The organism is Desulfuromonas sp. KJ2020, assembly GCF_024197615.1.
Taxonomy (GTDB): Bacteria; Desulfobacterota; Desulfuromonadia; order Desulfuromonadales; family SZUA-540; genus SZUA-540.
On record NZ_JAKUKE010000001.1, the window covers coordinates 1,147,891 to 1,170,633 of the forward strand.

Consider the following 22,743-nt stretch of genomic DNA (forward strand, 5'->3'; position numbering starts at 1 on the left):
GATAAGAACATGGGACTGACCTGACAATATCCTCAGGCCAGGTCGAAGCGATCCAGGTTCATGACTTTGTTCCAGGCCGCAACAAAGTCGTTGACGAACTTTTCCCGGGCGTCGGCGCAGGCGTAGACTTCGGCGAGGGCCCGCAGTTCCGAGTTGGAGCCGAAGATAAGGTCGATGCGGGTGCCGGTCCATTTAAGGTCGCCGCTCTGGCGATCGCGCCCCTCGAACACCTCCTGATCCTCTGCCGTGGGTTTCCAGACCGTGCCCATGTCGAGCAGGTTCACAAAGAAGTCGTTGGTCAGTGTCTCGGGCTGTTGGGTGAAAACGCCACGGGGGGATTGCCCATAATTGGCGTTAAGCACCCGCAGGCCGCCGATGAGCACCGCCATTTCGGGGGCGGTCAGGGTCAGCAGCTGGGCGCGATCCACCAGCAGTTCCTCGGCGTTGACGCTGTACTTCCTCTTCTGGTAGTTGCGGAAGCCGTCCGCCTTTGGTTCGAGGACGGCAAAAGCCTCGATGTCGGTCTGCTCCTGGGAGGCATCGGTGCGGCCTGGCGCGAAGGGCACGCTTACCTCGACCCCGGCCTTTTTGGCGGCCTGCTCGACGGCCGCACAGCCGCCCAGAACGATGAGGTCGGCCAGGGAGACCTTCTTGCCGCCGGCCTGGGCGCCGTTGAACTCCCGCTGAACGCCTTCAAGGGCTTTGAGCACTTTGGCCAGTTGCGCCGGCTGGTTGACTTCCCAATCCTTCTGCGGGGCGAGGCGGATGCGCGCCCCGTTGGCGCCGCCACGCTTGTCAGAGCCGCGGAAGGTCGAGGCCGAGGCCCAGGCGGTGGTTACCAGCTCCGCCACCGAAAGTCCCGTCGCCAGAATTTTGCTCTTGAGGGCGGTGATGTCCGCTGCCTCGATCAGCTTGTGGTCGACGGCAGGTACCGGGTCCTGCCAGAGGAGATCTTCCTGCGGCACTTCCGGGCCGAGATACCGTGCCTTGGGGCCCATGTCGCGATGGGTCAGCTTGAACCAGGCGCGGGCGAAGGCGTCGGCGAATTCTTCGGGGTTGGCCAGATAGCGCCGCGCAATGGGTTCGTAAATGGGATCATAGCGCAGGGAAAGATCCGCCGTGGTCATCATGGGCCGCAGCTTTTTGGTGGGGTCGAAGGCGTCCACCACCATGTCCTCTTCCGCCACGTCCTTGGCCAGCCATTGCCAGGCTCCCGCCGGGCTTTTGACTTTTTCCCACTCGTACTTGAACAGCACCTTGAGGTAGCCCATGTCCCAGGTGGTCGGCTTGGGTTTCCAGGCGCCCTCGATGCCGCTGCCGATGGTGTCGGGCCCCTTGCCGCTCTTAAAGCTGCTCTTCCAGCCAAGGCCCATCTCTTCAATGGGGGCGGCTTCGGGTTCGGGCCCTACATGGGTGGCCGGTCCGGCCCCGTGGCACTTGCCGAAGGTGTGCCCGCCGGCGACGAGGGCGACCGTCTCTTCGTCGTTCATGGCCATGCGCGCGAAGGTTTCCCGCACGTCTTTCCCCGAGGCGACCGGGTCGGGATTGCCGTCCGGTCCCTCCGGGTTGACGTAGATCAGCCCCATCTGCACGGCGGCCAGGGGGTTTTCGAGATCCCGCTCGCCACTGTAGCGGCTCTTGGGTTTGTCGCTGGTGGCCAGCCACTCCTCTTCGGCGCCCCAGTAGATATCCTCTTCCGGCTCCCACACATCTTCGCGGCCGCCGGCAAAGCCGAAGGTTTTAAAGCCCATGGATTCCAGCGCGCAGTTGCCGGCCAGAATCATCAGGTCGGCCCAGGAGATCTTCCGGCCGTATTTCTGCTTGATGGGCCACAGCAACCGACGTGCCTTGTCAAGATTGACATTGTCCGGCCAGCTGTTGAGGGGGGCCAGGCGCTGCGAGCCACTGCCGGCCCCGCCGCGGCCGTCTCCCAGGCGGTAGGTGCCGGCGCTGTGCCAGGCCATGCGGATCATGAGCCCGCCGTAGTGGCCGTAATCGGCCGGCCACCAGTCCTGGGAGTCGGTCATCAGGGCACAGAGATCCTTTTTGACGGCCTTGAGGTCAAGGCTCTTGAAGGCTTCGGCGTAATTGAAATCCTCACCCATGGGGTTGGAGAGGTTGGAATGCTGGCGCAGGATGTTCAGGTTCAGCCGGTTCGGCCACCAGTCCCGGTTCGAGGTGCCACCACCGGCAACCTGCTGACTCGATTTGCCCGTCACCGGGCACTTGCTTTCTCCGCTCATGAAGATCCTCCTTCTGCTGATAAGTTTTTCGTCGCCGGATCATCAGACCCGTTAGAATCAATTTATTTCTAACAGGCCTTATGGGTTTGTCAATATCTGTAGAGAATGATTTTCGATAAGAGGTGCTGCGGACGGCTACTTTTTCTGACAGGCGGGGCAGAGGCCGAAAAGTTCAACCTGATGGGAAGTGATCTGGTAGCCAGTGGCTTTGGCCACCTCGGACGTCAGCTGGTCCAGCAGGCTGATGTCGGGATCGATGATGCGGTGACAGCGGGTGCAGATCAGGTGCGGGTGGGGATAGGGTTTGTTGCCGTCGTAATGGCTGCGGCCGTCGGCAAAACCGATCTCAAGGATCTCGCCAATTTCTTTAAGCAGCGTGACGGTTTTGTAGACCGTAGCCAGGCTGGTGGTCGGAAATTGCGTTCTGACCTGATTGTAGACCTGCTCGACGCTCGGGTGCTGGTCGGTATGGAGAAAAACCTGCAAAATGGCGAGACGCTGCGGGGTAATCCGACAGTCCCGCTTCCGGAGTTTTTCGAGAATGTCGTCCAGTCGTTGTTGCGACTTATCCACGGAGGCACCAGGGGGACAGGGGAAAAAGAAGATCAGCTAAAGACTGATACTGAATCATCGCGAATGTGTCGGGATTTGTCAATCGGGGGATGGTTCCGGTCGGCCGCCCCAGGATTAAGCCTCAGAAGAAAACAGATAAAAAGGGGGAGGAGGGACCTAGGCCTCTCCTCCCGTTCTCATCAGCACTTCAGATAAAGGCAGAACAGGGTGAGAATATTTGTCTGGGTAGTAAGACTGGCATCCACGATCATCTGCAGATTGTCGCTCTGAATAATCTGCGTCGCCAGAATGCGGTCGGCCATGGTGCCGATGTTGTCCGCCATCAGCAGAATCTTGTCCGCCATTTCAAGAATACGGTTCGCCATGGTGCCAATATCATCGGAAAGGCGCAGCATGGTCATCAACGACGATTCCAATACCGACAGCGAGGTGACAGGCGCCACCAGGGCGATCGCCTCCGAAAGGGCGAGCAGCTGTGTCGTCAGCGAGGCGCTGAGGGTGGCCAAATTCTGCAGGGCTATCAGCGATTCGCTGGCCAGGGTTATGGTGGTCGTGTTGTTGGCCATGGTGTCATACAGAGTCATGACACTGTCCTGATAGCTGTTGACCGAGGTCTCCAGGGCGGTGAGCTGGCTGAGCATGGTAAAAGGAGTCAGGGTGATCTGCGACATGCTGGTCAGCAGGGTATTGCCGGACAAAACTAGATTGTTAAGGGACGAGGTGTAGAGGTCAGACGCCTGCACCTGGGCGGGCTGGACCGCCGCAATGCTGAGAAAAAAAAGGGCGGATAAAGCGACTCGAAAAAAAACTTTGCACATGGGAGGCCTCCTGCCGGAAAAAGAGATTGAAAGATGCAACCTTGGTAAATCTTAATGCCCCAAGGGAACCTGTCAATGCCATTGCCGGGGAAGCTTGCGTGAAGAGTGTCTTGCCGCTGCTTAATCAGGGCGCACCTTACAGATGCCCCTGATTAAGCGACGACAAGCAGCGATGATTTTATTTGAATCGCGAAGAAGCTGATTTCAGTGCTTCACCAAGGGAGTCCCAGGCACTTTCAATGCCCGTCTTGAGATCTTCCCAAGCATCGTCCCCAGCATTCTTGAGTTCGGTAAGCTTGGCATTAGCCGATTTCCGCATAGACTCTAGTTTCTCGATTTGTTGGTGATATTCGATTTGGGCATCCGCTCCCGCCTTGTCAGCCTTGGCCTTGAGCTTTTTGATTTCAGCATCCCACTCGTCCAGTTGGGCCTGGAGTTTTTTTTCATAGGCTTCTTTTTTGCTCATAGCTTTCTCCTGTAAACATAGAAGGCTAAAAGATGTTTTGCTTGGCGAAAGTGGCAATTTTTCAGGGTAAAGCAATTCGTTAGGAGTTCTGGTTTTAATTCTTTTTTAGTCTTTCTATTTCTTCTTCAACTTCTTCTGCACCCTCTGCATAGAATGTTTCTTCATCGGGGGCTAATTCTTTCAATAAGCGTAAGAACTCTCCCGCATGAACCCTTTCTTCATCGGCAATGTCCTTTAACACTTCAATTGCCAATTTATGATCGATCGATTCCGCCAACTGCATATACAATTGAACAGCCTCATATTCAGCGGCGATCATAAACCGAATTGCGCGGATTAATTCTTCTTGAGTAAGTTTTTGCCCTTTGGCAAGTCCCGAAAAGGGGGTTCCAAACTCCGGCATACTCAATACCTCCTTTTTTGACGATATTTCGTTACTCCTAACGAAAAAGACCAGCAGTGAACCCTAGGGAAGTCGCTGTACACATCTAATTATACCAGACTGGGCAACGATGAGCGGATTGCCCGCTCAGCTGTTTTAAATGGCGAAACAGCAACCGCCGCCTAAACAAGGCAATGTGCAGTAAGGGCTCGTGGATGTCTAAACGAACATTTGTATACTAACGCCTTTCCTGCCAGGGCCATTTACCAGACATCTCGACTTCCAGGGTTAAACTCAGGAACGTGCGTATGAGTACAACTATGGCGAGAACGCCTATGGTCTGAAAGGTCAACTCGACTGCGACTGTATAAATGATGTCCGAAGCGATGAGAAACTCAAGACCAAGCAAAATACCACGGCCTAGTAATTGACGGAGCTCATGGAAAATAGAATCACCATCTGCCTTTTTGAGTAGCTTGGTTGCGGCATTGAGAAGAGAATATAGTGCAAACAGCGTAATAGTGCCGATGCCGATCGCTTCAATAATGGCGGCGCACCAAGCTGCTACTGGTGCAATGAAATTACTCATATTACTCCCCTATGTGCCGGCAAATGGGGTTTCCTTAACGGTTTTTCCCCTCAAATGCCCTGGGCCTAGGCTCAATCCCGATTCTTTTCTTCTTACCTGAACCATAACAATCCTACTGCAAATAATATTAAAGAAAAGCCAGGAACTTTTTGAGGGCCACCTTCATTTTCTCTTTTCTGCAGATCCAGGGGAACAAAAAGGCCGGAGCGAAAACGCTCCGGCCTCCTTATATTCAGGACACCCTCTGTGGGGAATTAATAGCGGTATCCCAGATTGAGATAGGCGAAAAGCCCTGTTTCCGGCACCTTGACGCCACTGCCGAAAGGGTCCCGCTGATAGGAGAGGTGGCTGTAATAATAGCGGTCAAAGATGTTGTTCACACCGCCGAACACCGACCAGCGATCCCAGGTGACCCCAGCCTTGATGTCGGTCACGGCCCAGCCGGCAGTCTCCTCCTCGCTGAGTGACGGATCGGTGCGGTGTTGTCGGTCGGCGAAGCGCTCGGTGATCTCGGCAAACCACTCCCCGTTGTCATAGCGTATGGACGCATTGCCGGTCAGGGGGGGGATCTCGCTGAGAGGCTGGTTGGTGTCGTCATTCTCCCCACGCACGTAGGAGAGGGTTCCTTTGAGGAAAAGGTCGGCGGGAAGAGAGACCTGGCTGCCGAACTCGGCTCCGACCATGGTGGCATCGACGTTGGTGTAGGTTCGCGCCTGAATCAACGGGCCGGCGCCATCCGGGTCGACGGCGTCAGCGACATGGATGAAGTCACTGAGATCGCTGTAAAAAACAGAAGCGCTGAGGAAGACCCGCTCGTTCGTCCATTTGGCGCCGAGGTCCAACTGGTTGTTGCGGGTCGCGTCGAGCGCGGGATTCCCCAGCCAGTTCTTGCCGGCCATGCGCTGCAGGCCGATGTAGAGTTCCTGCTGGTCGGGGGGGCGGCTGGCCGAAGCGGCGCCGGCGAAAATCTCCAGCTGGTCGGTGGCGTTCCAGGTGAGCTGAATGTTGGCGCTCGGTTCGGTGAAGTCGGTGGTGGTGTCGAGCGTTTCCATGAAATAGGGCTGATAGAGACTGGCCAGCCGCGCATCGTTAAGCGAGTTGGCGGTGACTTCGGTGTAGTCGAGGCGAGCGCCTCCCTTAAGAGTCCATTTCTCGGCCAAGGGCCAGGTGTACTCGGCAAAGGCGCCGAAATTGTCCATATCCACATCAGGGATCATCGGCTGAGGCGTGTAGCTCGCCCACATGGCGGAGACGTTCTCGGCATCCCAATTGCGGCGGTAGAAATCGGTACCCAGGGCGAGGGTGCCAGGTCCGGCCGGCAGGTCGGCATTGAGTTTGGCTCCGTAGGTCGTGGTCTCGGCATCGGTTTTCATCATGTACGGACGAGTGACCATCATGCTGGGCAGGGAGCTGGCCCTCAGCGTATCGTCCATCACATGATCGACCCGGTTGACCCAGAGCTGCACCAGCACCTTGGAAACCGCCGGCGTAAGGTCCTCCAGGGTCGTGGTCCAGTCAAGGCGGTTGGTGCGATCGTAATCGGCGTCCATCAGCAGGTAGGGATAGAGCACGTGGTCGGCGTCCTGGTAGGTGTAAGCGAGTTCGCTGCGTCCCTTGGCGAGCTTATATCCGCCCTTGAGCCACAGGGTATTGGTCTCGTAGGCCTTGGAATCGATGGCTTCGGGGCGATAGCGGTTGGGGCTGGTAATCGGATAGATTTCCGTCAGGCGCTTGCCGTCGCCGGATTCGGGGACGTCGGAACTCTTGTAGGCATATCCCAGCAGCCCGTCAAAGTGTTTGCCGCCGTAAGAGCCGGTGATGGAGGCATCGAGGTAGTCGTAGCTGCCGTAGCTGATATTGGCGGTGGCGCCCGGCCCCTTTTTAGGAGCTTTTGAGATGGCATTGATCATTCCGGCCAGGCTCCCGGGATTGCGCAGGTCGTAGGGGCCCTTGATGATCTCGATGGATTCCACCTCGGCGAAATCGAAATGGAAGGAAGGAGGGTCCATGCGGGACGGGCAGCCTCCGTGCAGGCGAACGCCGTCGAGAAACATGTTGATATCGTCGCCCTGAAAGCCGCGAAGCACGATGTCGTTGGCGATGGCGCCCTTACGCACGATGTTCAGTCCCGGTACGCTCTGAAGAGCTTCACCGATGTCGCGTGCAGGGCTTTCCCGGACCTCGCGAATGCTGAGGGTCTCTTCGTTGGGTTGCTGCTGCTCGCCGCGCACGGTGATCTCGTCAAGCATCAGAGATTCAGCGACTGCCCCGGGGATAGGACAAGACAGGGCGATGCCGGCAAGGACGAGGACATACAGGATACGTCTGAACATGGTACCTCCTTGAAGGGTGATCCGAGTCACCTGCTCGCGGCGTGCAACCGCCGAAAGAAAAAGTAAAAATAGGTGCAGAGTGCGGTTTGCCAAGACCTCCCGATTTAATTGAGAACGAAATTGACCGGCAGGGTAATGGTCGCCGCCCCTTTGGGGGGGGGGGAAGGGTTCAGCAGCCCGAACGGCCTTCAACGCCTGCTTGTCGAGAATAGGGTAACCCGAGCTTCTGGCAATCTTGAGATTTTCGATTTTGCCGGTTTTCAGAATGGTAAACTCCACCCGAACCTGCCCGCTCCAACCCTGGCGTCTGGCGATGGACGGATACCTCAGAGAGGCCATGACCCGGTCGCGGATGTAGGTGAAATTCGATTGCACATACTGTGCGGAGGAACTCCCCTCGCCGGTCTCTTGCTCGTCTTCCAGGTTGGCCATCTTGGCGGGTACTGTCGACTGCCCGGTGGCTGCAGCCTCTTCAGCTGAGGGCGTTGCCGGCACCGAAGGCTCTGCGGGAGGGGACTGGACGGCTGCCTGAGAGGGGAGCGGGTCTGTCCTGACCAGGGGTTTTTCACGCTCAGCGACAGGAGGGGGCGTGGGCGCTGGCTGGGCCAGGGGAACGGGTTTCGGTGCTGGCTTGACTACGGGCTTCGGCTTGGGGGTCGGCGCCGTTTGGAGACTCTTTCGCGGAGGGGGCGGCGCGGCATTGGCAGTAGGTTTGTCCAACGCAGGGGACGCAAACTGCACGAGGCTCAGATCGAAGAGGTCTATACGCTGGGGCTGACGCAGGCTGCTGCCGGCTGAAAACACGGCTCCGGCTACCAGCAGGTGAAGCAGCAGGCTGGCCATCCAGGGAGTGAGAGACCGGCTCATGGCGACGCCTCGGTCTGTAGACTGATCCGGTTATAGCCGAGCTGTTTCATCCGGTCCATGACGTCGACAAAGCCCTGCAGAGCCAACTGGCGATCGGCACGGATAAGGACGGCGGTCTCCCGGTTGTGTCCGGCCAGCAGGCCTTCCATTTCGGCCAGTTCCACCGGGTTGCCCTCCAGGTAGATTTGACCGCTGCGGTCGATCTCCAGGCGCAGGCTTTTTTCCATTGGCACGCTACTGGGAGAAGCCTGGGGCGGGCGGACCCCGATGGCACCCGTGGCGATAAAGGTCGAGGTAGTCAGCACGATGGTGAGCAGCACCAGCATGATGTCGATGAAGGGGATGACGTTGATGCTTTCGAAACCCCGGCTATCCACGTTCGGCTTCCCAGAGCAGCATTAACTCCTTGGCCTTGCGAAGCAGCAGGTTGTAGAAAGTGACTGCCGGGATGGCCACGAGCAGCCCCACGGCCGTCGCCTTGAGCGCCAGGGCGAGCCCGGTCATGATGGCGCCGGTGTCGATAAAGCCTTCCTGACCCATGCGGTAAAAGGTCAGCATGATGCCGAATACGGTGCCCAGCAGCCCGATGTAGGGAGCGTTGCTGCCGACAGTGGCGATGATATGCAGCCTGCGGGTCAGGGCGATCTCGGCAAGCTGCCGATTGGCATAGTCGCCAGGGGTGAATTGACGGTAGAAAAGGATGCGCTCAATAGCTACAGCCACAGCGACCATGCTTAGGGCAAGCAGAAGTCCGATGATGCCGTAGTCGATCAACTCGTTGAACCATTCCATGGGAGCCCTTGCGTGTGGGTGGAAGATTGAGATGCCTCGAACTGTTCGGACAGACCGGGCGGAGCCAGGGAAGACGTGCCTTAAAAAGTTATTTTAGTAACAAAAGATAGAAGTTTTGTTAAGATATTAACGTTTATAACAAATTAAGTCAGATTTACAAGGAGGATTAAAAATTATCTGCTAATATTCTGTTACAAAAATAACAACGAGGTGGGCATGAGAAATTCTGAAAGGCGTCGTGAATTGCTGGAGTGGTTGGAGCAGGCAGGCAACCTCACGCTCTCCGAAATGGTCGAGCGGTTCGGTGTCTCGAAAATGACGGTTCATCGCGACCTGGAGATGCTCGAACAGCGTAAGGCCCTTAAGCGTATCCACGGCGGTGCGGTGGCGATCGGCGCAAGAAGCGCATCGGGGGCTGACCCGGCTGCTGATGGGGTTTCCGAAGACTGTCTGATCTGCTCCCGGCCTTCCACCTCTCACCTGCAGTTCAGTCTGACACTGGAAAGTGGGACTCAGAAGATGGCCTGCTGCCCTCACTGCGGAGTCTATGCCTGCCTGGTTCTGGGAGAGCAGGTCGAAGAAGCCCATACTTCAGACTATCTCACGGGTCGTTCTCATCCTGTTTCCGAGAGCTTTTTCGTTCTGGGCAGTGCCGCCATCCCCTGTTGTCAGCCCTCGATGTTGACCTTCGACAGCGAGGAGATGGCGCAGCGGTTTCAGGCGGGTTTCGGAGGGGTTTTGGGCGGGTTCGAGTTTGCGGTGAACTTTCTCAAAAACTCCATGGCACCCCATAGTCATCAGGCCCAGGACTGTCCTCATTGCACCGGCCGGACTCTCGAAGGAAAGAAACAAGAGTGAGACAGCTACCAGAGGGACGGCGGGTTTTTTAATCCCCGCCAGAGGCTGTTTCCAGCATCCTCCGCAGTTTCTCGACCCGCTTGCGGTTGACGCCGAAATCGAAATATCCCAGTCGCGAGGCGGATCGCACATGTAAGATGCCTTCACCCGGCGCTAACCGGAACTCCACATCGTCCCTGAAGCGAAATATCTTCGAGGTGAAGGTGGCCCGCAGATAATCGGTCCGCTCCTCTTCAATATGTCCTCCCGCTTCTCTGACAACCCCCTTAAGCCGTTGCCACGCCAGTTCTGGCGGTCCCTGATAGAGCAAGGGAGCGATCCAGGAAGAAGAATCCTCGTCGCCTTCGCTGCAGACGCAGTTGGGGGTTGGTGGGCAGGGCCGCAGGCGTCCGTTTATGGGCCCGATGTTCTGTGGGGCCGATGTGCAGGATGCCATCAGGAAAACCAGTCCGAAAAGCAGAAGGTCAACTGCTGGTCGCCGCAAGAATTTTGGGGCTGAAGTCTTCATGCCATTGTCCTTTCGCCTAATCCTGGGGAGGTTTCCTTTTGCCTCGAACAGGTGGTGGTGTGGAGCCGGTTACTAAAAGGTATAGGCGATTCCGAGAGCAGTGAAATATTGATTCTCGTTCTTGACCAGGGGGCTGTCGGCGGCGTCGCCGAGTAGCCGGTCATAGTTCGCAAGCATCGTCAGGGCCCAGGCACCCCTGAGAGGATGGACAATCATGAGCCTGGCCCCTGCGCTCTTGAAGCCCGCCTCGGCGCTATAGGTCGGCAGGCCGGAGTTCGCCGCCTGTGCCGGGCTGATACCGAAATAGTCCTGCATGTAGGAGTCGCTGGCCCAAGTGGTGGTCAGGGCCGGGCGCAGCATGGTCGGTCCGAGACGATGGCCGTAGCCGAGAGTGGTATGAATTTGGGCTCCCGTGTCTGCCCCCGTGATCTGCTGTTCGTAGCGGGCGTCGAGAGTGACCTTTCCAAGCTTCCAGCGGGCGAGCAGGTTGGCGCTGGCGCCATCGTCGATATCGCCGAGGCCCTTCAGGTTGGCCGAGTCGTTCTCGTCGCGACCGAAACTGTAGCCCACCGAGGCGCCCAGGCGCAGGTCATTGCCGCGATAGAAATAGACGCCGAGCCCCTGGCGGACGTTGAGAAAAACCCGGTCGCGCCAGGTGATGTCGAGGGAAGGGAAGGCCTTGAATTCATACGCGTCGGCGCCTTCATACTCCGGCAGATAGAGGCCAATCGCGCCGAGGCTGACCCGCCAGGCTCCCGCCGGCGGTCGCTCCTGGGCGGTCGCGTCCGCTGGCGGCAGCAGAAGCAGGGCGAAGAGGGCCAGGGGCAGAAGGCGGTAGCTCATGAAAATCCTCAAGGAGAGAAAAGGGGGTACTGCGTGATTGTCCCCTTTCCCCCAGTCGATGTCGTCCGCATTTATTATCGAGATAACAGGTTACTCGACCAAGGCCATAGAACTGATATGAAATTTATAAACCTGAAAAGTATTTCCCAGGTCGAGCAAGGTCATGGTGATTTCAGCGTCCCCTTTTTCATAGGTTGCATCAATCGTATAGGTAACAATGGTTTGACTGCCGCCCTCAAGGGTTGAACCTGTATAGATATTTGAGAAGCTCGGTTCTTCCATGGACAGCAAGGCGCCAAGCTTGGAGAGGTAGCGGATTATTTTTACAAAATTTTCATCAGAGACGTCTTTGATGCCTTCGGGCGCCATATAGCCCTTAATCACTTCAGGATCCCACTTTGAGAGCTCCGGAACGGTTGCCTTAATGTACGGCACCGCCGTGTCCTTGTATTGAGACGATTTATACCAGGTAAAAATCCCGATTCCTGCCATAGCGAGGACAACGACAAGGGATACAACCCCCAAAACCATAAACACTTTTTTCATGAATCTCTCTCTTTGCCTTCCCGTGGTTCATGTTAACCGGCAGCGACGCGAACCTGCGTTACCCACCGCAATGTGACTTGTTTTTTTAATTGTGCCTGGATGGTTATGCCATTCTGTGATTAGGTTTTCAGGAGGCGAGGTCTTTTTCCATTGTGAAATTAGTGAGTTTTACCCCGTCTCGTGCAACTGTATTTTTTTTTACCAATTTGAAGTTTTCCTTTTCAAAAAATGACTTTGCAAGATACGAAGCCTCTACGTAAAGCCGCTTTATGCCTTGTTTTTTTGCTTCTTTTTCCAAATAAAGATAAAGGCTTCGTGCCACACCGCAGCGCTGAAAGTCTTTATGGGTATATAGGCAGTCAATGTGACCGTCACTTTCCAGTTCAATGAAACCGACAACTTTTGAGTTCAGCACGGCAAGATAGGGCTTTTTTTCGTTGAGCCTTACTGCCCATTTTTTATAGTCAGGTGGTGTCGGCGCCCATGCCTCAATTTCTTCTTGGGTGTATTGGGGAAAAGCAATCGCATGGACCGAATCATGGAATAAATCAGCAATTTCATGCGCATATTGTGGCAGGTAGTGGATTATTTCCATTTTTTTTGCCAGGTATCCCGTTAACGTTCTGTTTCACTCTTCGCTATGAACCCGTCCTCAAATTTCCGGACACAGTTTCGGCCGGCCGTCTTCGCACGGTAGAGGGCTTTGTCCGCCCGGTCGATTACCGCTGCGACGCTGAGTTCCGGTAAGAAGCCGGCGACGCCGATACTGGCTGTCAGATGAAGATCCCGCGACGAATACGAGGTCTGCTCGATTCTGGATCGGAGTTTTTCGGCCATTTCCATGGCGGTATCAATGGAGATATGGGGAAAAGTGATGAGAAACTCCTCGCCGCCGTAGCGCGCCACGAGATCGGTGCTGCGGGTGGATTCCCGCAGTGTCAAGGCCAATTCCTCAATCACCTCATCGCCGATGAGGTGTCCGTGGGTGTCGTTGATCGGTTTGAACAGGTCGATATCGATCATCAGCAACGTATAGGTGTGCCCGTAACGGCGGGCTTCCCTGTGAAGAAGATCCAACCGTTCCAAGATGGTCCGGTGATTAAGAAGGCCGGTCATCGAGTCGGTCTGGGACATTTCGCTCAATCGGGTATTGCTCTGGTTCAGGGCGACCAGGTTGTCGCGAAAGCGTACCAGGGCCGACTCGATATCACCGATTTCGTCATGGCGAACCGCTCCTGAAATGGTCACTTCCATGTTGTTTTGCGAAAGCTCCTGGATGATATCCGATGACAGGATGATGCGCCGGTATATTACCTTGTAGATATGTATGAGGCTGGCAATGATGGCCAAAAGGACCAGGGCAGATAACGTGATGGCGGCGGCGATGCGGATTTCCCCTTGGCGAATCCTCTCGGAGCCCCCCTCGTCCATCAAAACCATAATCTCCTGGGTCAGGGACTGCAACTGCTCCAAGGCGGCGACCCCGTTTTTCAGGTAGGAGCGAAAATCGACCGGCGTTACAAAGTGCACTTCTTCGTTTTCCGAAATGTATTCCGCCACCAGCAGCACCTGCGAGAAATAAAACCGATCAAAGGTAGCGATGGCCTCCTGGGTATGGGGTGGCAAAAAGTGATATCCGTCGGCCTGCAGACGATCAAGCAGATCGCGGACATAATTTTCCCGGCGCTTGAGTTCTTCGATGCGGGTTTGGGTCAGGCTGCTGCGGTTAAAGGTTGTCGCTTTAAGGTACGAGACGGCGGGTCCGGCGTGATCTCGCAGCATGGCCAACAGGTAGATCATGTCGAAATAGTGTCTCAGCTCGGGGTCGATCCGGTTGAGGTTTTTAATGGAATAAATAAGCAGGTTCAAAGCCTCGATCTGCGAGGACATGTGAGAAAACCACCTATCGTCGAGTTTCAGGTCTCTCTCGGCAAAGGACAGCGGGAATTGTTCCTGATAGCGCTCACGCAGGGTTTGGGTCGTCAAGTTCAACTCCTGAATTTTTCGAAAAGCTTCCGGATCGAACAGAATTCCCTCCTGCACAATCCGGTTCAGGGTTTGCTTGAGCAGGGCTTCGCCTTGCTGCCTGTTTCTGTCTATAAATTCGATGGAATCCCGCATCTCCTGGGGGTTGCCCTGAAAGTTCAGCACCACATTGACGCGTCCGCGTTCGTACCCATTGCAGGAGATGACTTCGAAGAGACTTTTACAGAGATTGAGAATCTGCTGACTGGCGACGACGGTCCGATAATCGCGGATCAACCCCTGGATGACAATGGAGTTGAATGCCAGAACGACAACGGAAAGAAGGACCGTCGTGGCGACAAAGAACACGAGAATGCTTTTTCGGCGGGGAGCCTTGGCAGGCGTGGTCATCTGGCCTCAGAAAGGGTGATCGCCATTCAATTTCAGGCCTAACGAGGGCCAGTTTAAACAGTATATCGTGACCAGACAAGTCATTTTTTGGGAGGAGTAATGCGTCAGACTCCCTCCGGAAGCTTCGACCGCATCATCTCTCGGCGATTTATCCTGCGCCCATCCACCACGAAGGTGCCATCGCCCACGGCGTGCAAGGTGCGCTTTTCCTGGCGGCTGCTGTCGAAATAAGCCGCGATGCCTTCGAGGACCACGATATGGTGCTTCTCGACGATATCGATCACCCGGCAGGCGATCTGGGCCAGACATTCCTTGATCAGGGGCGCCTTCACGAACTCGTTCTGCACAGGGGTCAGCCCAAATTTCGCGAATTTATCGGTGTCGACGCCCGAGCAGGTGCCGATGCCGACAACCTGGTCAAGAAGGTCCACCGTCGGAATGGCCAGGACGCATTCCCGCGATTGCTCTAGTGCGGCATAGGAATGGTTCCATGGCCCCGTGGTCAGGGCAAACTGCGGCGTGAAGTCCACCACCATGGTCCAGGAGATGGTCATGATATTGTTCTTCACGCCGTTGTTGGTCGTCACCAGCACCACGGGTCCTGGTTCCAGCAGCGTGAAAGCCTGCTCAAGGGGCATCATGTGCATCGCCATACCCATCTCCTGCGGTCGGACCGTCTGTTTACGTTATGCGGCGGTATGTCTTTAAGGCTTTTGCTGTCGCTTTGACTTCCCAGGTTTTGGGCAGGGACGGTCGGCCAGGCGCGTGTCGCAGACCTCGACGGCACGGAAATACTGCATCCATTGAACAATCTGTTCCCTGGAAGGATGAAACCTGAACGCCTTCTGCACCAGATAAAAACTGTCATTGCCTTTGATAGCCTTGAACCAGGTGTTCTCCGGCTGGCCCGTGAGCGGGTTCTCAGGGCAGCTTTGGACCCAGATCGAAAAAGCATACCCGTTTTCTTCCCCCTGTGTAACCGGCGCCACTTCACCATCCTTGCAGACGTCCAGCCAGGCTTTGGTCGAGAGGGCCTGAAACTGCGCAGGCGTTGCCTCCTTCAGGCCCAGAAAGATTTGGGTGGTCACCATCTCCGTCCAGTTGTCGACGGTTTCCGCCTCGGGAACCATTTCGGTCATGACCATGTTCCCCTTTTGGGTTTGAAAGGCGATTTTGTAGCCCTGCGGCAAACCCTGCAACAGGTTCTCGTCGCTGAGCTGGGCAAGGCAGACGCTGGGGACAAGCAGTCCAACCAACAACAGGCGAAGCAGTTTCATGGATGTCCCTATTTTCCTTTCGTCCGCTTGATGACATGGTTAGAATTCTTACCTTGAAAGAACTTTGTATCCTTCGGTAAGGGCAATGGAAACTATTGTTGCTAAAGCACTTTTTGCAGTTTCTTTTACGCCCGATTTTATAGCAGAAGAAATTTCTTCTCCTATTGATTTTCCAGTGAGTGCCTCCGGGGTGTGCTTCATAGTTTCTAAGCCCATTGGGGTTAGCACAACACCGTAGGCTTCGTAACTTTCAATTTTGCTCGCCCAAATATAACCGGATCGCTCAAGCCAGACTGTGGTTTCTGCAAATAATTCATGTTTATCAAAATAGGTTTCAGTGTTGTCATCATCGTCGAACATTTCTATTGCTAGATCATTGAAGATGATTTCTGTTCTTTTTGGAAACGTCTCTAATAATTTTCCAAAAAGGATTCCGACACTTCTATTGAAAATTTCTATATTGGCTAAATTGTTACTGTTCATATAATTTCTTTCAAATTCTAACGGTTAAGCTCACCGGCGGCGCTGGGACGCTAGCAGAGCAGAGACCTTTTATCTGTAAGAAATTGACGCGTTGTTTACAGAATCCGATAATATCGAGCGGAGGATTTTGTAAACATGGTCATGCACAAAAACATTCGGTTAACGCCTCATGATCGGCAGAAGATCTGGCAGCTTTGGCAGACTGGCGAATACAAGGTTAGTCGCCTGGCAGAACTCTACCGGGTTTCGAGGCCAACGATCTACAAGATACTCGCACGGGCCAGGAAGCAGGAGTTTGTACCCCGCAAGAGTGTCAACGATCGTTTTCGTAGCCTCAAGTATGGGCTGAAGCGGCTGGCTAAAGTCGAGCGCGAACTCGAAGAAAAACGAAAAMGAGAAGCCAGACGYTACAAYAAATCATATCCTGGAGAGCTGGTTCACTTCGACAGYAAGCGGCTCCCGTTGATCAAGGGYGAAGATCAGACGCTGCCACGCGAGTATCTGTTCGTCGCCATTGATGATTATTCCCGGGAACTCTATGCAGGGGTATTCCCGGACAAGACACAACACAGTGCCGAACTCTTTCTGCGTCAGGTGGTCGATGAATGCCCTTACACCATCGAATACACCTACTCAGACAACGGCAAAGAATTTAAAGGCACTGGCGAACATGCTTTCGTCAAGGCTTGTAGCGAACTCGGTATCGGCCAGAAGTTTACGCGGATCAGCCGGCCCCAGACCAACGGCAAAGCCGAGCGTGTTATCCGCACAATCATGGAGATGTGGCATCAGTAGGAGACGTTCAAAGATCGTAAGAACCGCCATTTCAGCCTGCTGCGCTTCATCAACTTTTACAACACGGTCAAGCCCCACAAGGGCATTGACGATCTAACGCCATACGAAAAGTTGCTGGATCATTTCTATGGCTTAAAAGTGTAAAAAACGCGTTCAGATCTAACATTTTATCGAATATCACTCCTGTATCAACCGTCGGTGTGGAGCGAAGGGTTAGCCCTCTTCTGAGAACTTAAATTGACTAATTAAATCGATTCTTTCTACAAGGGTATTGAGAGCAACGCCACGCCCCATCCCGACGGGACGCGTTGCAACGTTTATAACAATTTCTGAGTAACTCTTTTCTTCTCTTGAGGACTCTTCACTAGCAATTATTGCCTTATGCCTCTCAAGGTCATCTGACACTTCTTGTTGGTGTCGACTGTATTTTGCCGCGATAAGAAAGCCCTCGACGAGTGCACATTCAAATTCAAAATCACCTAATCTCTTTTTGCGCGGAACAATACGATATAAGTACTCAATAGTTTCTTTTTCTGACCCTGTCTCTGATACAAAATTTTGATATTGCTCTGGATGTGTATTTTTTGTCACTACCAGAAAGACTAAAAGAGCTGGATGTATGTACTCATTTTCTTTGGCTGTCCTTAAGGCAAGGTTGATGCTTGCTAGTAGCTGCTCAATTTCTCTCAGGGAAAGATTTTGGCACTCCGCAAGCATTGTGAATACATTTTCAAGATATCCTCGATCATACTGAAGTTCTTGGTATTTTTTTCTTACTTCAAAGTATTCGTCCAGTGATAGGGCTGAAAAAAGTGAATTAATGTAATTCTTTCTTTCTGGGTACTTGAGTTGATATTCAAAGTCAATAAATCGCCTTAAATAACCGTCTGAATCAATTCCGTCCCCATAGACGGCACTAATAGAGTGACCAAGTTGTTTTTTGTCTAAAGCAAGAACAAAAACCAAGCCTTCAATGTTGAACAAATGCTTTATTCTTTCAAGGAGAGAAATTGCATAGGTAGGTCTACACCTGTCTAACTCATCAACGAAAATAACCACGGGCTTATCTTTTGAGGAAATATCTATAAGCTGAGTAAGTGCTTCATGAAATGCAGTAATAGCATTTTTGGCTTTTAGATAATCATCCAGGGCATCACCTGCGAGTGATTCCATGGCCTTAGACAATTCGTCTTCAATAATTTTTTCAGCATCTATTACACCTGCAGTTGCGATCTTGATAAGGGCAGGCACACTGCGCTTAGCGATTTGTTTTCCGACTGCCTTAGCTTTCGACCACGCTTGTCTTGATTCATCAGATTTGCCAATTAGTGCTTCGAGGCCATCATTCATTTCACCTAAAAAAGATACCAAAGGATCTTCTGAAAAATCTGTCGCCCAAGCATTGAAATATAGCGGATCAAAACCTTCATGTTTTAGCTGTTGTTCCCACATTTTTATGAAGGTTGTTTTGCCCGTACCCCATCGAGAATCAATGGCTATTACGGCAGGAGAGTTCACATTTCGAATAAGGATTGAAAGGTTTTCTATTTCCCCCTGCCTATTTAATAAATCGTTCGCAAAGGGATTGGCAGGGTCGATTTGAATGGCTTGAAGCTTTAAATTCATCTTTTTCTTTCTTGGGGCTAACGGTCAGCGATAACCGGCGACGACGCGCCGGATCAATTGAGTAGAATGCATTCGAAAACTGCCCATGTATTTTTCGTCCGGTTCATGGGATGGTTAGGCAACTTCATTCCAAACGTGGTATCTCCAATTTTGCCTTTTGTTGCTCTGGATTAATTGGTTCTTCACATATGCACTTTTCATCGGAGCCAAATCTATCAGGCGGGATATGAGTGCTTTTAGAATAACCATTGTCTTCACAGAGTTGCTCACAATCCTTGACGCCAACGGTTCTAAATACCAGGAGAAATACAATTGCAAAAATAGCAAATGGGATGAATACCCATTTGACAATGGTCGCTTCGAAAGATGTGGGAAGCTTATTTATTGGCATGTTGCCTAACGGATTGAGATAAGCGTCGGCGACGCGACCTGTGAGAACCACCGAACTTTACGAGAACAACATCTGCCTATTCCTTCCGCTTGATTGGATGGTTAGGCTGTTAATATTCTTTGTTTTTTTCAGTAATAGACTTTACTTCCGTATCCGGTTCATTTTTGATATTTAAGTCATGTGGTAAAAATATGGTGTCAAAAACTATCGAGATTGGAATATCAATTACGACGAAGCATGCAAGAATAGCATTGCTCAAATAATCGACTTGCCCAGGTCTATACTCCGAGTTGGGAATATATTTTAATGCTAAAAAATCTTGCCGAGTTGCTGGATAAATACCATCTTGGACAATGCCATAATCCTGAAACTCAGCTTTTTTCTCAGGGCTACTCAATCTATGTTCAATTGTTGAACAACCATTGATAAGGAACACACTGACGAATATAAAGATAACATTAAACTTCTTCATTTTTTAGTAAGCCTAACGGATTGAAATAAGCGGCGACGACGCGACTGAACAAGTTAGTAGAAACCTTTACGCGAATCGCCAAGCTAGTTTTCCTCCGCCTTGATTGTGTGGTTAGGCTGCTCTTTTGTACCTTCCTTTTGTTGGATTGCATAGAGATCAAAAGGAAATAGCAATGTGTCAGAAACTATCGAAAAAGGTAAATCGACAATACACATAAGAGGTACGACCGTTTTTGTAAAAATATGTGCTGATAAAGGTTGTTTACTTTCAGTGTCAATGTAGTCACTACAACAAAAAACCTGAAAAGCCACATAGTCCAATTTGGTTGCAGGGTAAACACTGGTATCGACATCTAATGGTGTAGTGTTTTCGTTAGTGCCCTTCTCATGTGATTCGTTAGACTTTTCACTCAATCGTTCATTTATGGCAATAGAGCTTGCGCAACCATAAAGAGATAATATGAAAATGGTGAAAACAATTTGTTTCATAATTTCATGGAAGCCTAACGGTCAGCGATAACCGGCGACGACGTGCCGGAACAATTTTGTAGAATGCATTCGAAAACCGCCCATGTATTTTTCGGCCGGTTGATTAGGTTGATACTAGTGCAGGCCCCCTCCGTAAATACCGGACCGTCCGGTATTCTTTGAGTAACGCAAACCTTCTCAAAGAAAGGAGCCTGCACGATGAAATTCTACACCAAAGCGCACCGATTTTATTGCGGCGTCGATCTGCATGCCGACGCCATGTATGTGTGTATCCTCGATGCGAGCGGCGAGGTGGTCGTTCACAAGAACATCCCGACTCGCCCCAAGGCCTTCCTGCGACTGATCAAAGCGTATCGAAAAGGACTGGTGGTCGGCTGCGAGTGCATGTTCACCTGGTACTGGCTCGCCGATCTGTGCGCTGAAGAAGGCATCGATTTCGTCCTCGGCCATGCCCTCTACATGCGAGCCATCCATGGCGGCAAGGCCAAGAACGATAAGATCGATTCCTACAAGATCGCCGTACTGCTTCGTGGCGGCTCCTTCCCGCTGTCCTATGTCTATCCCAAAGAGATGCGTGCTACCCGCGATCTGCTTCGGCGCCGCAACCATCTGGTTCGTAAACGTGCCGAGCTCTTTGCCCATATCCAGAATACCGCCACTCAGTACAACCTGCCCGCCCCTCTGGGTCGCATCGCCAAGCCGAGCGAGCGGGGGGATCTGCTGAGCAAGTTCCCCGATCCGGTGGTGCGCAGGATGGTGGAGGTCGATCTTCTGACCATCGAGCATTATGAGCAACTGCTGGACCGATTGGAGCGGGAACTCGAAAAAGTGGCCACACGGCACGATCCGGTCAATCTCTCTTTGCTCAAGAGCATCCCCGGTGTCGGAAAGATTCTCGGCATGGTCATGCTCTACGAGATCGAGGATATCGCTCGTTTCCCCCGCGAGCAGGATTTTGCCTCCTACTGCCGATTGGTCAAACCGGCCAAGCAGTCCAACGGCAAAAGCTACGGCCACTCAGGCAAGAAGATCGGCAACGCGCATCTGCGCTGGGCCTTTGGCGAAGCGGTGGTGCTGATGCTCAAGGGCAACGCGCCGGCGCAACAGGTCAAGCAGAGACTCGCCAGCAAGCACGGCAAAGGCAAGGCCATGGCGATCCTCGCACACCGACTGGGAAGAGCCGTCTATTACATGCTCAAGAATCAGGTGCCTTTTGATCAGGAGCTTTTCCTGCGCAAGAGCACCTGAAGCGGAGGGGGCGGATCAGCCTGAGCCTCTAACTGGCGATACCCTCAAGGCAGACTGAAACCGATCGGCCGAAATGAAGCGAAAACTTCTGGGAGAAAAACCCTTAAACCAGGCCGGATAGTCAGCCACCCACGATCAGCCGGTTGTATTGATTGGAGATCCGCCTCGCTCCCATATAACTTGCGCGATGGTCCAAAGGGCCAGCGCCGGATTCTGCCCCTTCCCCGATCCCGCAACTAACTGCGGCCATCGGCAAAACCAGATGGACCCCGATGTCTTGAATGGGACGGCACAAGGGAACGCGCGTGATTCCAGGCGGCAGGGAGGCCTCAAAAGAGCCCCTGCAAAAAGAGCCTCGATAAGTGTTTGGAGCAGAATTCGTCTGCAGCCAGAWKATGAATCCCAAGYCRGAAACCGGWKGGCTCGTAAGCTGATCAGTCGCTTGTCAAAGAACGAAAGGGTAATCTTTTGCGTTAAGGGACTTTTTTACTCTTGACCCGCGGGGGCCTGATAAGGGTTAGATTTCGATTTTAAATGAGTCCCTAAACTCATCACAAAGCTCTATGATGACAGGTTCAATTTCAGTAAAAGGTGTTTTTGAATTGTTTTTTATAAAGGTGAAAAATTCTACTAAGAACCCCTTTTTTACAATGTACTGACTTACTCCAATTGATTCTGACTTTGTGAAGCCAAGACCGTAGGGAGTAAATTCGTCATAGGTAATTTCTTTAAATACAACTTGCAGGACTTTTGAGTTACTGGATTTCTTTTCAGTAATAGAGACTCTTTTATCGCCATGCATTTTTTGGAGCGGGATGTTTTTGTTTTTAACCCGCTCCAATATGCTGTCGTCTTTGGGAAGATCATCTCGGATTTTTGTGATTATGATTACGCTAGCATTGCCATTCGGATAATCTGAACGTATCTCACTTGTGATTTCTGGCTCCACCCATTTTTCGGAAATTTGAGGTGCGTCGTCATCAAGATACATCACTCCAATGCTAAAAAATCCCCTTGCCGAATCAATTTCACCGATCACCTCTGCACCACTGATACCAACGAGAGAAAAGATAAGCCAAGTTGTGGCGACGATTATTTTTGACAATTTTTTCTCCTTTTGAAATCTAACGGTTCATGATAACCGGCGGCGACGCGAAGTTTCGGCCACCACCGCAATTTTAGATTTTGCTTTTCAATTTTGCGCAGACGTATTTTCCGTCCGGTTGATTAAATGGTTAGCTGATTTTCCTATTTTGAATTCTTCAAAAGACTTTCTTCTTGGATCGGGATGGTTAAAATCAAGTGGTGCTGCTTCATGTTTTGCTCTTTCCCAGTCATGCTTGAGTAGAAGGGCTATTCGATAGGCAAACTCATTGAATAGGCTCTTGTCTTTAGGGTTTTCAATAATTCTTTGTATGCATTCGATTATTTCCTCATCATTCTTGCTGTCAGGATTAAGCCTAGTGATGAATTCGGCCTGAATGGTTTTTAGCTTTTTCAGGTCCGAAAGTCTTTGAGCACTCTGTAATTCAATCAGGAGATTACGTATTTTTTCACGCCATTTTGTTCTTTCTTGAAGGACGTTGCTGGACTTGACCTGGGTGTCATTGTTTCTCATTGAGACAACGGCAGCAATTAATCCAGCAACAACAGTTGAACTTAAAAATGTCGCAATAGAAAATTCGCTCATATTATTCTTTCAGCTAACAGGGATTAGGCGGTAACCGGTATATCGGATATACCGGTTACCGGAATATTGCTTGAAATTT

Annotated in this window: 25 protein-coding genes; 3 read left to right on the forward strand and 22 right to left on the reverse strand. The window is 52.4% G+C overall.

What is annotated here, in order from left to right; genetic code table 11:
- Positions 1-32 precede the first annotated feature (32 nt).
- The 9 genes from katG to exbB form a co-directional block, all read right to left on the reverse strand.
- Complete coding sequence (gene katG, locus MJO47_RS05260; protein ID WP_253960065.1) at positions 33-2,243, reverse strand: catalase/peroxidase HPI; 2,211 nt, start codon at positions 2,241-2,243, stop codon at positions 33-35.
- 135 nt (positions 2,244-2,378) lie between these two features.
- Complete coding sequence (locus MJO47_RS05265; RefSeq protein WP_253960066.1) at positions 2,379-2,816, reverse strand: transcriptional repressor; 438 nt, start codon at positions 2,814-2,816, stop codon at positions 2,379-2,381.
- 179 nt (positions 2,817-2,995) lie between these two features.
- Entirely contained in the window at positions 2,996-3,634 is a 639-nt protein-coding gene (locus MJO47_RS05270; RefSeq protein WP_253960067.1) for a hypothetical protein, read from the reverse strand.
- Positions 3,635-3,812: 178 nt separating this feature from the next.
- Positions 3,813-4,100, reverse strand: a complete 288-nt coding sequence (locus tag MJO47_RS05275; protein ID WP_253960068.1) for a coiled coil domain-containing protein — start codon at positions 4,098-4,100, stop codon at positions 3,813-3,815.
- A 94-nt stretch (positions 4,101-4,194) separates the two neighbouring features.
- Positions 4,195-4,503 (reverse strand): ferritin family protein, encoded by a 309-nt coding sequence (locus MJO47_RS05280; RefSeq protein ID WP_253960069.1) that lies wholly within the window; start codon positions 4,501-4,503, stop codon positions 4,195-4,197.
- A 217-nt stretch (positions 4,504-4,720) separates the two neighbouring features.
- Positions 4,721-5,071, reverse strand: coding sequence for a DUF1622 domain-containing protein (locus MJO47_RS05285; RefSeq protein ID WP_253960070.1), 351 nt, complete (start codon positions 5,069-5,071; stop codon positions 4,721-4,723).
- Positions 5,072-5,325: 254 nt separating this feature from the next.
- Entirely contained in the window at positions 5,326-8,271 is a 2,946-nt protein-coding gene (locus MJO47_RS05290) for a TonB-dependent receptor domain-containing protein (protein ID WP_253960071.1), read from the reverse strand.
- Complete coding sequence (locus MJO47_RS05295) at positions 8,268-8,648, reverse strand: biopolymer transporter ExbD (protein WP_253960072.1); 381 nt, start codon at positions 8,646-8,648, stop codon at positions 8,268-8,270. The genes MJO47_RS05290 and MJO47_RS05295 overlap by 4 nt, the downstream gene beginning before the upstream one ends.
- Positions 8,641-9,063: a TonB-system energizer ExbB gene (exbB, locus tag MJO47_RS05300; RefSeq protein WP_253960073.1), complete on the reverse strand. Its 423-nt coding sequence runs from the start codon at positions 9,061-9,063 to the stop codon at positions 8,641-8,643. Before exbB ends, MJO47_RS05295 begins: the two co-directional genes overlap by 8 nt.
- A 216-nt stretch (positions 9,064-9,279) precedes the next feature.
- Here exbB and MJO47_RS05305 point away from each other — a divergent pair, with 216 nt between their 5' ends.
- Entirely contained in the window at positions 9,280-9,921 is a 642-nt protein-coding gene (locus MJO47_RS05305) for a DeoR family transcriptional regulator (protein WP_253960074.1), read from the forward strand.
- Positions 9,922-9,949: 28 nt separating this feature from the next.
- Here the strand turns inward: MJO47_RS05305 and MJO47_RS05310 are convergent, their stop codons facing one another.
- The 8 genes from MJO47_RS05310 to MJO47_RS05345 all read right to left on the reverse strand — a co-directional run bounded on the left by MJO47_RS05310 (position 9,950) and on the right by MJO47_RS05345 (position 15,954).
- Entirely contained in the window at positions 9,950-10,429 is a 480-nt protein-coding gene (locus MJO47_RS05310; protein ID WP_253960075.1) for a DUF1499 domain-containing protein, read from the reverse strand.
- Positions 10,430-10,501: 72 nt separating this feature from the next.
- Positions 10,502-11,272 carry a MipA/OmpV family protein gene (locus tag MJO47_RS05315; RefSeq protein ID WP_253960076.1) on the reverse strand — a complete coding sequence of 257 codons (771 nt, stop codon included), beginning with the start codon at positions 11,270-11,272 and terminating at the stop codon, positions 10,502-10,504.
- A 90-nt stretch (positions 11,273-11,362) separates the two neighbouring features.
- Positions 11,363-11,818 carry a hypothetical protein gene (locus MJO47_RS05320; RefSeq protein ID WP_253960077.1) on the reverse strand — a complete coding sequence of 152 codons (456 nt, stop codon included), beginning with the start codon at positions 11,816-11,818 and terminating at the stop codon, positions 11,363-11,365.
- Between the two features lie 127 nt (positions 11,819-11,945).
- On the reverse strand, positions 11,946-12,413 hold the full coding sequence (locus MJO47_RS05325) for a GNAT family N-acetyltransferase (protein ID WP_253960078.1): 468 nt from the start codon (positions 12,411-12,413) through the stop codon (positions 11,946-11,948).
- A 20-nt stretch (positions 12,414-12,433) separates the two neighbouring features.
- Positions 12,434-14,194 carry a GGDEF domain-containing protein gene (locus tag MJO47_RS05330; protein WP_253960079.1) on the reverse strand — a complete coding sequence of 587 codons (1,761 nt, stop codon included), beginning with the start codon at positions 14,192-14,194 and terminating at the stop codon, positions 12,434-12,436.
- 104 nt (positions 14,195-14,298) lie between these two features.
- Positions 14,299-14,841, reverse strand: a complete 543-nt coding sequence (locus MJO47_RS05335) for a flavin reductase family protein (protein WP_371926646.1) — start codon at positions 14,839-14,841, stop codon at positions 14,299-14,301.
- 57 nt (positions 14,842-14,898) lie between these two features.
- A complete protein-coding gene (locus MJO47_RS05340) occupies positions 14,899-15,471 on the reverse strand; it encodes a hypothetical protein (RefSeq protein ID WP_253960081.1) in 573 nt (190 codons plus the stop codon).
- Positions 15,472-15,519: 48 nt separating this feature from the next.
- Positions 15,520-15,954 carry a hypothetical protein gene (locus MJO47_RS05345; protein WP_253960082.1) on the reverse strand — a complete coding sequence of 145 codons (435 nt, stop codon included), beginning with the start codon at positions 15,952-15,954 and terminating at the stop codon, positions 15,520-15,522.
- A 135-nt stretch (positions 15,955-16,089) separates the two neighbouring features.
- On the opposite strand from MJO47_RS05345, the gene MJO47_RS05350 reads away from it, so the two are divergent.
- Entirely contained in the window at positions 16,090-16,749 is a 660-nt protein-coding gene (locus tag MJO47_RS05350) for a DDE-type integrase/transposase/recombinase (protein ID WP_253960083.1), read from the forward strand.
- Positions 16,750-16,962: 213 nt separating this feature from the next.
- Here MJO47_RS05350 and MJO47_RS05355 read toward each other — a convergent pair whose 3' ends face one another.
- From MJO47_RS05355 to MJO47_RS05365, 3 genes are all read right to left on the reverse strand, one after another.
- Positions 16,963-18,375, reverse strand: coding sequence for a P-loop NTPase fold protein (locus MJO47_RS05355; protein ID WP_253960084.1), 1,413 nt, complete (start codon positions 18,373-18,375; stop codon positions 16,963-16,965).
- 500 nt (positions 18,376-18,875) lie between these two features.
- Positions 18,876-19,238: a YceK/YidQ family lipoprotein gene (locus MJO47_RS05360; protein ID WP_253960085.1), complete on the reverse strand. Its 363-nt coding sequence runs from the start codon at positions 19,236-19,238 to the stop codon at positions 18,876-18,878.
- A gap of 83 nt (positions 19,239-19,321) precedes the next feature.
- The gene (locus MJO47_RS05365; RefSeq protein ID WP_253960086.1) at positions 19,322-19,726 is read right to left on the reverse strand and encodes a YceK/YidQ family lipoprotein; all 405 of its coding nucleotides are present in this window, start codon (positions 19,724-19,726) and stop codon (positions 19,322-19,324) included.
- A 198-nt stretch (positions 19,727-19,924) separates the two neighbouring features.
- Between MJO47_RS05365 and MJO47_RS05370 the strand changes: the two genes are divergently transcribed.
- Positions 19,925-20,974, forward strand: coding sequence for an IS110 family transposase (locus tag MJO47_RS05370; RefSeq protein ID WP_253960087.1), 1,050 nt, complete (start codon positions 19,925-19,927; stop codon positions 20,972-20,974).
- 517 nt (positions 20,975-21,491) lie between these two features.
- Here the strand turns inward: MJO47_RS05370 and MJO47_RS05375 are convergent.
- The gene (locus tag MJO47_RS05375; protein WP_253960088.1) at positions 21,492-22,079 is read right to left on the reverse strand and encodes a hypothetical protein; all 588 of its coding nucleotides are present in this window, start codon (positions 22,077-22,079) and stop codon (positions 21,492-21,494) included.
- Between the two features lie 87 nt (positions 22,080-22,166).
- A complete protein-coding gene (locus MJO47_RS05380) occupies positions 22,167-22,664 on the reverse strand; it encodes a hypothetical protein (protein ID WP_253960089.1) in 498 nt (165 codons plus the stop codon).
- Between the last annotated feature and the right edge of the window lie 79 nt (positions 22,665-22,743).

Bases quoted from the DNA above. Each gene is read 5' to 3' on its own strand.
- katG (WP_253960065.1), bottom strand. From the start codon at position 2,243: ATGAGCGGAGAAAGCAAGTGCCCGGTGACGGGCAAATCGAGTCAGCAG.
- MJO47_RS05270 (WP_253960067.1), bottom strand. From the start codon at position 3,634: ATGTGCAAAGTTTTTTTTCGAGTCGCTTTATCCGCCCTTTTTTTTCTC.
- MJO47_RS05275 (WP_253960068.1), bottom strand. From the start codon at position 4,100: ATGAGCAAAAAAGAAGCCTATGAAAAAAAACTCCAGGCCCAACTGGAC.
- MJO47_RS05280 (WP_253960069.1), bottom strand. From the start codon at position 4,503: ATGCCGGAGTTTGGAACCCCCTTTTCGGGACTTGCCAAAGGGCAAAAA.
- MJO47_RS05285 (WP_253960070.1), bottom strand. From the start codon at position 5,071: ATGAGTAATTTCATTGCACCAGTAGCAGCTTGGTGCGCCGCCATTATT.
- MJO47_RS05290 (WP_253960071.1), bottom strand. From the start codon at position 8,271: ATGAGCCGGTCTCTCACTCCCTGGATGGCCAGCCTGCTGCTTCACCTG.
- exbB (WP_253960073.1), bottom strand. From the start codon at position 9,063: ATGGAATGGTTCAACGAGTTGATCGACTACGGCATCATCGGACTTCTG.
- MJO47_RS05305 (WP_253960074.1), top strand. From the start codon at position 9,280: ATGAGAAATTCTGAAAGGCGTCGTGAATTGCTGGAGTGGTTGGAGCAG.
- MJO47_RS05310 (WP_253960075.1), bottom strand. From the start codon at position 10,429: ATGAAGACTTCAGCCCCAAAATTCTTGCGGCGACCAGCAGTTGACCTT.
- MJO47_RS05315 (WP_253960076.1), bottom strand. From the start codon at position 11,272: ATGAGCTACCGCCTTCTGCCCCTGGCCCTCTTCGCCCTGCTTCTGCTG.
- MJO47_RS05320 (WP_253960077.1), bottom strand. From the start codon at position 11,818: ATGAAAAAAGTGTTTATGGTTTTGGGGGTTGTATCCCTTGTCGTTGTC.
- MJO47_RS05325 (WP_253960078.1), bottom strand. From the start codon at position 12,413: ATGGAAATAATCCACTACCTGCCACAATATGCGCATGAAATTGCTGAT.
- MJO47_RS05330 (WP_253960079.1), bottom strand. From the start codon at position 14,194: ATGACCACGCCTGCCAAGGCTCCCCGCCGAAAAAGCATTCTCGTGTTC.
- MJO47_RS05335 (WP_371926646.1), bottom strand. From the start codon at position 14,841: ATGCACATGATGCCCCTTGAGCAGGCTTTCACGCTGCTGGAACCAGGA.
- MJO47_RS05340 (WP_253960081.1), bottom strand. From the start codon at position 15,471: ATGAAACTGCTTCGCCTGTTGTTGGTTGGACTGCTTGTCCCCAGCGTC.
- MJO47_RS05345 (WP_253960082.1), bottom strand. From the start codon at position 15,954: ATGAACAGTAACAATTTAGCCAATATAGAAATTTTCAATAGAAGTGTC.
- MJO47_RS05355 (WP_253960084.1), bottom strand. From the start codon at position 18,375: ATGAATTTAAAGCTTCAAGCCATTCAAATCGACCCTGCCAATCCCTTT.
- MJO47_RS05360 (WP_253960085.1), bottom strand. From the start codon at position 19,238: ATGAAGAAGTTTAATGTTATCTTTATATTCGTCAGTGTGTTCCTTATC.
- MJO47_RS05365 (WP_253960086.1), bottom strand. From the start codon at position 19,726: ATGAAACAAATTGTTTTCACCATTTTCATATTATCTCTTTATGGTTGC.
- MJO47_RS05370 (WP_253960087.1), top strand. From the start codon at position 19,925: ATGAAATTCTACACCAAAGCGCACCGATTTTATTGCGGCGTCGATCTG.
- MJO47_RS05380 (WP_253960089.1), bottom strand. From the start codon at position 22,664: ATGAGCGAATTTTCTATTGCGACATTTTTAAGTTCAACTGTTGTTGCT.